This window comes from Mesorhizobium sp. M1E.F.Ca.ET.063.01.1.1, assembly GCF_003998155.1.
Classification (GTDB): Bacteria; Pseudomonadota; Alphaproteobacteria; order Rhizobiales; family Rhizobiaceae; genus Mesorhizobium.
In genome coordinates this window covers 1-9,663 of the sequence record NZ_RZSC01000173.1, presented here as the reverse complement: position 1 = coordinate 9,663, position 9,663 = coordinate 1, and the positions used below count along the sequence as shown (strand labels likewise).

10 protein-coding genes and 1 riboswitch are annotated in these 9,663 nt (G+C 65.2%); all 10 genes read left to right on the top strand.

All coding sequences use genetic code 11. The features are described 5' to 3' along the window. A partial coding sequence (locus EOA29_RS42245; RefSeq protein WP_210213149.1) for a hypothetical protein occupies positions 1 to 187 on the top strand: 187 nt, incomplete at its 5' end. 100 nt (positions 188 to 287) lie between these two features. Next, positions 288 to 403: riboswitch (guanidine-I (ykkC/yxkD leader) on the top strand. Positions 404 to 504: 101 nt separating this feature from the next. Continuing rightward, complete coding sequence (locus EOA29_RS14775) at positions 505 to 1,569, top strand: putative urea ABC transporter substrate-binding protein (protein ID WP_127221080.1); 1,065 nt, start codon at positions 505 to 507, stop codon at positions 1,567 to 1,569. Between the two features lie 11 nt (positions 1,570 to 1,580). After that, the gene (locus EOA29_RS14770; RefSeq protein WP_245464864.1) at positions 1,581 to 2,483 is read left to right on the top strand and encodes an ABC transporter permease; all 903 of its coding nucleotides are present in this window, start codon (positions 1,581 to 1,583) and stop codon (positions 2,481 to 2,483) included. Beyond that, entirely contained in the window at positions 2,480 to 3,289 is an 810-nt protein-coding gene (locus EOA29_RS14765; RefSeq protein WP_126091721.1) for an ATP-binding cassette domain-containing protein, read from the top strand. The genes EOA29_RS14770 and EOA29_RS14765 overlap by 4 nt, the downstream gene beginning before the upstream one ends. An 11-nt stretch (positions 3,290 to 3,300) precedes the next feature. Then, positions 3,301 to 4,509: an agmatinase family protein gene (locus EOA29_RS14760; RefSeq protein WP_126091720.1), complete on the top strand. Its 1,209-nt coding sequence runs from the start codon at positions 3,301 to 3,303 to the stop codon at positions 4,507 to 4,509. 2 nt (positions 4,510 to 4,511) lie between these two features. Further along, positions 4,512 to 5,048 carry a hypothetical protein gene (locus tag EOA29_RS14755; RefSeq protein WP_126091719.1) on the top strand — a complete coding sequence of 179 codons (537 nt, stop codon included), beginning with the start codon at positions 4,512 to 4,514 and terminating at the stop codon, positions 5,046 to 5,048. Between the two features lie 50 nt (positions 5,049 to 5,098). Beyond that, positions 5,099 to 5,692, top strand: a complete 594-nt coding sequence (locus EOA29_RS14750; protein ID WP_210211976.1) for a HupE/UreJ family protein — start codon at positions 5,099 to 5,101, stop codon at positions 5,690 to 5,692. Positions 5,693 to 6,087: 395 nt separating this feature from the next. Then, positions 6,088 to 7,095, top strand: a complete 1,008-nt coding sequence (locus tag EOA29_RS14745) for an iron ABC transporter substrate-binding protein (protein WP_126091718.1) — start codon at positions 6,088 to 6,090, stop codon at positions 7,093 to 7,095. A 173-nt stretch (positions 7,096 to 7,268) separates the two neighbouring features. After that, positions 7,269 to 8,843, top strand: a complete 1,575-nt coding sequence (locus tag EOA29_RS14740; RefSeq protein WP_126091717.1) for an iron ABC transporter permease — start codon at positions 7,269 to 7,271, stop codon at positions 8,841 to 8,843. Next, positions 8,840 to 9,663: ABC transporter ATP-binding protein (locus tag EOA29_RS14735; RefSeq protein WP_145969675.1), on the top strand; the 824-nt coding region annotated here is incomplete at its 3' end. The genes EOA29_RS14740 and EOA29_RS14735, both read left to right, overlap by 4 nt.

Below are 9,663 nucleotides of genomic sequence, written 5' to 3'. Positions count from 1 at the left end.
ATGTTCGCGTCTCGGCCCTGGTTTGTTACGTGGCCAACGAAATAATGTCCAAGCCAAAGTACCGGAAAATCACGAAAGTTTGCGGCGACCGCCGCGCCTTTTCAAATTTCGCGAAACGGCGCGGCCCACGCAATGTCCGAGACGGTCGCACGACACGATGCTGCTTATTTCGGCGGCGCTGCGATGATTTTTGCGCCATAGGCATGCCGCGATCGCCGCCAGAACCCAGGAAAACCAGCCTCAGGCAGGCGCTTTCAGATTGGCATGGCCCTTGCTTCGTAACCGGCGTGCAGAGCGTCTAGGGTTCCGGCCGTGTCGATCACGGTGCTGGTCCGAGAGACGCAACCGCCAGGGATGCATTGAGGCATCCGGCGGAACACGGCGGGCCAAAATCCCGGGAGAACCCTGCACGGGTTTGCTGGCGCGAACCTCTCCCGGATGCGCGCTCCGTGAACCCCCAACAAAAAGTCCGGATGCAATCCGGACCGCAAAAAGGGGTACGCAATGCTTCGCAAGCTGGCTGCAATCGTCCTGGCCGCGTCACTCAGCCTTCCCTTGATCCCGGCCGCGCAAGCGGCGCCCAAGAAGGACTTCAAGATCTGTTGGTCGATCTATGTCGGCTGGATGCCATGGGGCTATCTCGCCGACAGCGGCATCATGAAGAAATGGGCCGACAAATACGGCATCAACGTCGAGATCACCCGCATCAACGACTACGTCGAGAGCATCAACCAGTACACTGCCGGCGGCTTCGACGGTTGCTCGATGACCAATATGGACGCGCTGTCGATCCCCGCCGGAGGCGGCGTCGATACCACCGCGCTGATCGTTGGCGACTTCTCCAACGGCAACGATGCCGTCATCCTCAAGGACAAGACCGCGCTCAAGGACATTGCCGGCCAGAAGGTCAACCTCGTGGAGCTCTCGGTCTCGCACTACTTGCTGGCGCGCGCGTTGGATACGGTCGGGCTCGCAGAGAAGGACATCACCGTGGTCAACACCTCCGATGCCGACATGGTCGCCGCCTATGGCACCAGCGACGTCACCTCGGTCGTCACCTGGAATCCGCTGGTCTCGGAAATCGTCGCCATGCCGGGCGCCCACAAGGTATTCGATTCGACACAGATCCCCGGCGAGATCATCGACCTGATGGTCGTCAACACCGCGACGCTGAAGGACAATCCGGCGCTCGGCAAGGCGCTCGTCGGCGCATGGTACGAAGCGATGGCCCTGATGACCTCCGGCATGCCCGAAGGCAAAGCGGCCAAGGAAGAGATGGCCAAGGCGTCCGGCACCGATCTTGCCGGCTTCGATGCCCAGCTCGCATCGACGGCGATGTTCTTCGAGCCGGCCAAGGCGGTTGAGTTCACCAAGGGCGCCGAACTGCCCAAGACGATGGATCTCGTCCGCAACTTCCTGTTCAGCCACGGCATTCTGGGCACCAAAGCGCCCACTGTCGACGTGATCGGCATGAGCTTCCCCGACGGCTCGACGCTGGGCGATGCCGGCAACGTCAAGCTGCGGTTCGACCCGGCCTTCATGGCGGAGGCGGCGGCCGGAACGCTCTAGGACCGATCGTCATGCTGGCCAGAGGAACCGGTGCCGTGCAAGCCGGGGCGGGCGCGAACACAGCCAGCCCGCCCCCCAGCGTGCCGAAGACACGGCTTCGCCTGATCAACGCCACGGTCTCGCGTGGCGGAGCGGTGTTGCTTGGCACGCTGCCCTTCGCGGCCGTTGCCGTGGCCTATCTGTCCGCTTCGGCGCAACGGCTGGCCGTCAACGCCAATGACAAGCTGCTGCCTTCCCCGGCACAGATGTGGTCGGCGTTCTTCGATTTGGCGACCGTGCCGGACAAGCGCTCCGGCGACCTGATCCTGTGGGCCGACACCTATGCCAGCCTGGTCAGGCTGTTCGCCGGCGTCGGCTTGGCGACACTGGTGGCGCTCTTGCTTGGCATCGCCATCGGCTTCATCCCGCGCGTCAGGGCGTTTCTCCTGCCCTTCGTCACCGTTGTCTGCGTCATCCCGCCCTTGGCGCTGTTGCCGATCCTGTTCATCGCGCTCGGCCTCGGCGAAACGGCCAAGATCACCTTGATCGCCATTGGCGTGGCACCGGTCATGGTGCGCGACATCGCCAACCGGGTCATGGAACTGCCGCCCGAGCTCATCGCCAAGGCACAGACGCTCGGCGGCAACAGCTGGACCATGGTTCTGAGGCTGGTGCTGCCGCAAACCATGCCGCGCCTCATCACCTGCGTGCGGCTGGCGCTCGGACCGGCCTGGCTGTTTCTGATCGCGGCGGAGGCCATCGCCTCGACCGAGGGGCTGGGCTACCGCATCTTCCTCGTCCGGCGCTACTTGTCGATGGACGTCATCCTGCCCTACGTCGTCTGGATAACGCTGCTCGCCGTCGCCACCGACTGGCTGCTCGCGCGGCTCTCGCACGTGGTTTCCCCCTGGGCTCATCCGGGGTCGGGCAAATGAGCCGCATCGTCGTCCACGGCCTGGAAAAGAGCTACGGCGACGCCCGCGTGCTGGAGCGCGTGAGCGTCACCGCCGAGCCTGGCGAATTCCTGTCGCTGGTCGGCGCCAGCGGCTGCGGAAAATCGACCTTCCTGCGCATCCTGCTCGGCCAGGAGCAGCAGAGTGGCGGCGTGGTCGTCATCGGAGACCGGCCGATCGTGCCGGAACCGACGCCGCAGCGCGGCATCGTCTTCCAGCGCTACTCGGTGTTTCCGCATCTGACCGCGCTGCAGAACCTGCTGCTGGTCGAGGACTTCCGCTCCGGCGGACCTTTCGGCCGCGTCTTTGGCGCCAGGCGCAGACGCGCGAGGCAGGAGGCCGAAACAATGCTGGAGCGCGTCGGCCTCGCTCATGCGCGCGACCTCTATCCTGCATCGCTCTCCGGCGGCATGCAGCAGCGGCTGGCGATCGCCCAGACGCTGCTCGGCCGGCCGCAGATCCTGCTTCTCGACGAGCCGTTCGGGGCGCTCGATCCGGGCATCCGCGTCGAGATGCACGAATTGCTGACCGAGCTTTGGAACGAGCACGGCATGACGGTGGTCATGGTCACCCACGACATCGGCGAGGCCTTCAAGCTCGGCACCCGCGTGCTTGTCTTCGACAAGGTGCGCCACGACCCCCAGTTTCCGTCCGCCTACGGCGCGACGATCACCTACGATCTGAAGCTCGACCACAAGAGCCGGGCTTCCGCACGAGAAGTGGCCGAAGTGGCCGCGATGGTCGGGACGACCCGACTGGACAATGCAATCACGACGACGGCGTCGTAACGGAGGTTTTCATGCACAGAGACATTCCAGCGCGCCGGCATCGCCGGGCTGGGCTGTTTGATCGCCAGCCGCGCCAGCGCTTGCATCATCCCAACTTCGAGATCCGCGACATGCAGGGCTGGAAGTCGATCGAGGCGGAAGGAAAGCTGCCCGAGGACGGCTGGCGCAAGGAACAGAAATGGGCGCTGGACATGGGTCTGCCGGGATCGGATTCGATCACCGACAAGTCAATCCCGACCTTCGCGCGCGGCGAACTGCCGCATTTCGCCGGCATCAACACCTTCCTCAAGGCGCCCTATGTCGAGAATGTCCGCGATGTCGGCCGATATGACGCTGCCGTCATGGGCATTCCCTTCGACAGCGGCACCACCTACCGCCCAGGAACCCGTTTCGGGCCGCAGGGCATCCGTCGCATCTCGGCACTCTACACGCCTTACAACTACGAGCTGGGCGTCGACCTGCGCGAGCAGATGACGCTGTGCGATGCCGGCGACGTCTTCACCATTCCGGCCAATCTCGAAAAGAGCTTCGACCAGATCACCAAGGGCGTCAGCCACGTCGCCTCCTCGGGCGCGCTGCCGATCATGCTGGGCGGCGATCATTCGATCGGGTTCCCCTGCGTGCGCGGCATCGCCGACGTCACCTCGAAGCGCATCGGCATCATCCATTTCGACCGCCACATCGATATCCAGGAAAAGGATCTCGACGAGCGCATGCACACCACGCCCTGGTATTGGGCGACCAACCTGCCGAACGTCTCGGCCGCCAATCTGGTGCAGCTTGGCATCGGCGGCTGGCAAGTGCCCCGCTATGGCGTGGCCGAGGCTAGGAAGCGCGGCACCAACGTACTGACGATTTCGGACATCGAGCAGATGGGGCTGGAGAAGACGGCGGAGATCGCGCTCGAACTGGCGTGGAAGGACGCGGACGCCGTATACATCTCCTTCGACGTCGACAGCGTCGACTGTGGTTTCGTGCCAGGCACGGGCTGGCCCGAGCCTGGCGGCTTCCTGCCGCGCGAGGCGCTGAAGCTGCTCGGGCTGGTCTCGGCGCCCGGCATTTGCGGGCTGGAAGTGGTCGAGGTTTCGCCGCCATACGACACCTCGGACATCACTGCGCTGTTCGGTGTGCGGGTCGTCGTCGAGGCGCTCGGCTCGATGGTCGCCCATGGCACGCTGGGCAAGCACAAATCCATCATCGACAAGCCGACGAGCTTTTGACCATGCACGATGACCATCATCATCACAGCCACGATCATGGCGACCACCACCACCATCACGGCCCGACCGGCCACCATCACCATCCGCACGCCGTCGGCCACAACGGGCCGGCCGGCAAACCGTTGCAGTGGCAGACGCCGCATTTGCCGCGCGACCGTGCGCCCGAGCCGGCCGATCAGCGCGCGACCGATCTCGATCTCGTTGAGACAGCCTTTCTCGACGGGTTCGCGCGGGCACCCGATCCATCCAGTTTCCTGCGGCTCGCCGGCATTCCGTTCCTCGGCGAAACCGCCGACGGCAGCCGCCTGCACCTGCTGCGGGTCGAGACGCAGGATATCGTCGATGTCGGCGCCGTGATGCCGCTGATCGGTGGCGCCGGCCTGACCTACAACCCGCTGCCCGCGAAGCTGACGTCACACCGACGCCGCCTGGCATTCGTCTATCATGACGGCAATGGCCAGCGGCCTCTCGATTTCAGCGAGGCACGGCTTCTGATCGACAGGTCCGCGGCGGCCGAAATCGCTATGCCCGGGCAGTGAACGCCGGTTTTGACCCCGGATCCTCTCCCTTTCAAACAAGGTTCAGACCCATGAACAGGATGCTTTCGATTCTCACCAGGCTTGCTCCCGCGGCCGCGGCAGTTCTCATACCGTCACTGGCCTTCGCTCACAGCGGGGGCTTTCATGTCCACGGCCTTTTGAGCGGCCTTCAACACCCGCTGGCCGGCATCGACCATCTGCTTGCGATGCTACTGGTCGGCATCATTGCGGCGCGAACCGGCGGCAGGGCCGCCATCCTCGTGCCGGCGTGTTTCGTCGCGGCGATGGTCGCGGGGACCATGCTGGGGATCGCCGGTACCGTCTTGCCGTCGCTGGAGTCCGGGGTCGCGCTGTCGCTGGTGATTTTCGGCGCCATGGTTGCGCTCGCCAGGCCGTTTCCGCTTGCCCTCGCAGCAACGCTGACGGCGCTCTTCGGCCTTTTCCACGGCAACGCCCATGGTCTTGAGATTCCGGAGACGGTCGGTGGCATGGCCTATGCGATCGGCTTCCTGGCCAGCACCTTGGCTTTGCACGCGACCGGAGCGCTGGCCGCCCTGACGTTGCGGAGCCGGCCGGCCGCCATCCGCGCGGCGGGGATCGGCACCTCGCTGGTCGGAGTGGCGCTGGCCGCGCAGCTCATCTGAACCGGCGGCTCAAGGATCGCGCGAACGGAAGGCGGAGCCATGCCCAGACCATTGACGATCTGGCGGCGCGTTCGAGAGCTGCTGTATCATATCCTGAAGGTACGAGCCGAACGGCTCTGACCGCGTTCGCCCGGCAACCCCGCCCCACGGGACCCGGTATTACGGGCCCCGTGCGATCGGACATTGCTCGGCTTGAAAGAACGAATGGCCGTCGGGCACCGCCAGGCGCTCCGCGATATCCCGCCGCACACCATTCACATGGAATTGTCCGCGTGGCGCCGGCTTTCACGCCTCCGCGACGGAATGAGCCACCCTCACAATGTTGACTATCACTATCAGGTATTGGTAGTGCAGCCGTGCTTGAACCCTGTCTCCAGATTTGAGGACGATGCCCCATGAAACTTGCGCTTTCCATTCTCGCCGGCGCCGCCGCGCTGGCGCTCGGCCTGATCGCCGGCCCGGCAAACGCGGAGGATAAAGGCATCATTGTCTACAATGCCCAGCATGAGAGCCTCGCCAAGGAATGGGCGAAGGGCTTCACCAAGGAAACCGGAATCAAGGTCACGCTGCGCAACGGCGGCGACAGCGACTTTTCCAACCAGATCGTCGCCGAAGGCGCCGCTTCGCCGGCCGACGTGTTCCTGACCGAGAACTCGCCGGCAATGGCCTTGGTCGAGGCGGCCGGCCTGTTCGCGCCGGTCGAAGCCGACACCCTCGCCCAGGTGCCGAAGGAATACCAGCCGTCGACCGGCAAATGGGTGGGCGTTGCAGCGCGCAGCACCGTCTTTGTCTACAACAAGGACAAGCTCAAGGAAGAGCAACTGCCCAAGTCGCTGCTCGATCTTGCCGATCCGAGCTGGAAGGGCCGTTGGGCCGCCTCGCCGTCCGGCGCCGATTTCCAAGCCATCGTCAGCGCAATGCTTCAGCTCAAGGGCGAGGCCGCGACCGCCGACTGGCTGAAAGCCATGAAGGAGAACTCCACCGCCTACAAGGGCAACAGCACGGTGATGAAGGCCGTCAATGCCGGCGAGATCGATGGCGGCGTGATCTACCACTATTACTACTTCGGCGATCAGGCCAAGACCGGCGAGAACAGCAAGAATATCGGGCAGCACTATTTCAAGAACCAGGATCCGGGCGCGTTCGTGTCGATCTCCGGCGGCGGCGTGCTGGCCTCGAGCAAGCATCCGAAGGAAGCCCAGGCGTTCCTGAAGTGGGTGACCGGCAAGGGGGGCCAGGAGGTGTTGAAGACCGGCACGTCTTACGAATATGCGGTCGGCAAGGATGCCGGGTCCAACCCGAAGCTGGTGCCGCTGCCTGACCTGCAGGCGCCGAAAGTCGATCCGGCGACGCTGAACTCCAAGAAGGTCATCGACCTGATGACGCAAGCCGGCTTGCTTTAGTTCGCGTTCGTCCTAAAAGGACAACCGACCGTGCTCCTGCGGGAATTCGCTTTCCGCGGGAGCGTTTTTGTTTTGGAGATGGCCTCGTCGATGACGATCAGCTGCCTTTCCTGCCGCATCAGCGGCTCATCGGATCGCCTTCATCCATCTCGCATGGCGATGCATATCCTCTGATGGCATCCGCGATCGACCTTACGCCGTCAGGCTTGCCGGCTGCCGGAACGCAGAGCCGAAGATCCGCGTCTTGGATCACGCTTGCGGCCGCCCTGATCTCGCTGATCGCGCTGCTGCCGCTTGCCTTCATCGTCTGGACGGCAATCCAGACGGGCTGGGAGACCGTGGCGGCGCTGATCTTCCGTCAGCGCGTCGGCGAGCTTCTGGTCAACACCATCCTGCTCGTCCTCGTGGCGGTGCCGATCGCCATCGCGCTGTCGGTGGCGCTCGCCTGGCTGACCGAGCGCAGCGACTTGCCCGGCAACCGCCTGTGGTCCTGGCTGTCGGTAGCGCCGCTCGCCATCCCGGCCTTCGTCCACAGCTATGCGTGGATCAGCCTGGTGCCCGGCCTGCATGGGCTCTGGGCCGGCGTCCTCATCTCGGTCATCGCCTATTTCCCGTTCCTCTACCTGCCGATCGCGGCGGCGCTGCGCCGGCTCGACCCGGCGCTGGAGGATGCGGCCGCCGCCCTTGGCCTCGGCCCGTGGCGCGTTTTCGCCCGCGTCGTGGTGCCGCAATTGAGGCTGGCCATTTGCGGCGGCTCGCTGCTGGTCGGCCTGCATCTGCTTGCCGAATACGGCCTCTATGTCTTCATCCGCTTCGACACCTTCACGACCGCGATCGTCGATCAGTTCCAGTCGACCTTCAACGGCCCGGCGGCCAACATGCTCGCCGCCGTGCTGGTTGCCTGCTGCTTCGTGATGCTTGGCGTGGAAGTGATCGTGCGCGGCGAGGAGCGCTATGCGCGCGTCGGCTCCGGCGCCGCGCGCCAGCAGCAGCGCGCCCGGCTCGGCCGCGCCAAGCTGCCTTGCCTGTTTTTGCCCGCCGCCACCGCGCTGCTCACGCTCGGCGTTCCATTCGTCACGGTCGGCCGCTGGCTGCTCGCCGGCGGCGTCGATGTCTGGCGCTGGGACGAGATCGGCCTGGCGCTCGGCCAGACTCTGTTCCTCGCCATCGCCGGCGCGCTGCTTGCCACCATCGCCGCGATGCCGATGGCCTGGATATCGATCCGCGCGCCGGGCCCCTTGCAGCGGCTGCTCGAGAGCTGCAATTACATCGTCGGATCGCTGCCCGGCGTCGTCATCGCGCTGGCGCTGGTAACCATCACCGTGCGCATCGCCTTGCCGCTCTATCAGACGCTGTTCACCATTCTCTTCGGCTATGCGCTGATGTTCCTGCCGCGCGCGCTGGTCAGCCTGCGCGCCTCGATCGCGCAGGCGCCGGTGGAGCTCGAGCGCGCCGCCTCGAGCCTCGGCCGGTCGCCGCTCAAGGCGCTGTGGGCGACGACGATCCGCTTGTCGGCGCCAGGTGCCGCGGCGGGCATGGCGATGGTGGCGCTCGGCATCACCAATGAACTGACCGCCACCCAGATGCTGGCGCCGAACGGCACCCGCACGCTGGCGATGGCGTTCTGGTCCTACAGCGGCGAGATCGACTACGCCTCCGCAGCACCCTACGCCCTGATCATGGTCGCGATGTCGCTGCCGATGACCTTGATGCTCTATGTCCAGTCGAAGCGGATGGCTGGGCGATGAGCTTCCTCGAACTCAACGATGTGGCGAAATACTATGGCAAGGTGGCGGCGCTGGCCGGCGTCGACCTCACCGTCGAAAGCGGCAGCCGCACCGCGATTGTCGGCCCGTCCGGTTGCGGCAAGACGACCTTGCTCAGGCTGATCGCCGGTTTCGAGGCGCCGGATCGCGGCCGCATCGCGCTCGACGGCAAGGTGCTCGCCAATGGCGGCGCCGCCGTGCCGGCATATCGCCGCGGCATCGGCGTGGTGGCGCAGGACGGCGCGCTGTTCCCGCATCTCACCATCGCCGACAATATCGGTTTCGGCATGGCGCGCGGCGAGGACAAGCGCATGGAGCGCATCGTCGAGCTCGCCTATATCGTCGGGCTGGACAAGGCTGTCTTGAAACGCCGGCCGCACGAGCTTTCCGGCGGCCAGCAGCAGCGCGTGGCGCTTGCCCGCGCGATGGCGATGAAGCCGAGGCTGATGCTGCTCGACGAGCCCTTCTCGGCGCTGGACACAGGCTTGCGCGCCTCCATGCGCAAGGCTGTCGCCGAGCTTCTGGAGGAGGCGGGCATCACCACCATCCTGGTCACCCATGACCAGGCCGAGGCGCTGTCCTTCGCCAGCCAGGTCGCCGTCATGCGCGACGGCCTGTTCTCGCAGGTCGGCACGCCGCGCGAGCTCTATTTCCAGCCCAAGGACCGGATGGTCGCCGAGTTCCTCGGCGATGCCATCATTGTCCCGGCCAAGATCGCCGACGGCTTCGCCATCTCGCCGCTCGGCCGTATCGCCGTCGACATTGCCGAGCGGCGCGACGTCGCCCGCATCATGCTCAGGCC

Coding starts and splice junctions, on each gene's coding strand:
- EOA29_RS14775 (WP_127221080.1), top strand. CDS start 505: ATGCTTCGCAAGCTGGCTGCAATCGTCCTGGCCGCGTCACTCAGCCTT.
- EOA29_RS14770 (WP_245464864.1), top strand. CDS start 1,581: ATGCTGGCCAGAGGAACCGGTGCCGTGCAAGCCGGGGCGGGCGCGAAC.
- EOA29_RS14765 (WP_126091721.1), top strand. CDS start 2,480: ATGAGCCGCATCGTCGTCCACGGCCTGGAAAAGAGCTACGGCGACGCC.
- EOA29_RS14760 (WP_126091720.1), top strand. CDS start 3,301: ATGCACAGAGACATTCCAGCGCGCCGGCATCGCCGGGCTGGGCTGTTT.
- EOA29_RS14755 (WP_126091719.1), top strand. CDS start 4,512: ATGCACGATGACCATCATCATCACAGCCACGATCATGGCGACCACCAC.
- EOA29_RS14750 (WP_210211976.1), top strand. CDS start 5,099: ATGAACAGGATGCTTTCGATTCTCACCAGGCTTGCTCCCGCGGCCGCG.
- EOA29_RS14745 (WP_126091718.1), top strand. CDS start 6,088: ATGAAACTTGCGCTTTCCATTCTCGCCGGCGCCGCCGCGCTGGCGCTC.
- EOA29_RS14740 (WP_126091717.1), top strand. CDS start 7,269: ATGGCATCCGCGATCGACCTTACGCCGTCAGGCTTGCCGGCTGCCGGA.